At 65.7% G+C, this 426-nt stretch carries 1 protein-coding gene; it reads left to right on the top strand.

Annotation, left to right across the window (positions count from 1 at the left end):
* On the top strand, positions 1-317 hold a 317-nt coding region (locus RM572_RS29400), incomplete at its 5' end, for a 2Fe-2S iron-sulfur cluster-binding protein (protein ID WP_311676390.1).
* Positions 318-426: the final 109 nt, after the last annotated feature.

Below are 426 nucleotides of genomic sequence, written 5' to 3' on the forward strand. Positions count from 1 at the left end.
GCCTGCACCTGGAACGGTTCGCGGTGTCGCCGGCTGCCCCGCACGGCGGCGGGGGCACGGTGACATTCGAGCGCAGCGGCAAGGAGGTCACGGTCGACGGCGCGACGCCGTTGATGGACGCGGGGGAGCAGGTCGGGATCCGGATGCCGTGCGGCTGCCGGAGGGGGATCTGTCAGTCGTGTGTGGTGGGCCTGGTCGACGGGCACGTGCGCGATCTGCGCACCGGCGTCGAGCACGACCCGGGCACCCGGATCCCAGACGTGTGTTTCGGCCGCTTCCGGCGACTGTGTTCTGGACGTATAAACTTTACTGGCTAGTAACCTACGGGATCGTAGGTTACGCTACCGTAGGTAATCGAGAGGAGGCTGACGATGGCAGTTACCGACGTTCCCGCATTCGCGCATCTCACCGATGCCGATATCGAGA

The organism is Streptomyces hazeniae (assembly GCF_031845485.1).
GTDB lineage: Bacteria > Actinomycetota > Actinomycetes > Streptomycetales > Streptomycetaceae > Streptomyces > Streptomyces hazeniae.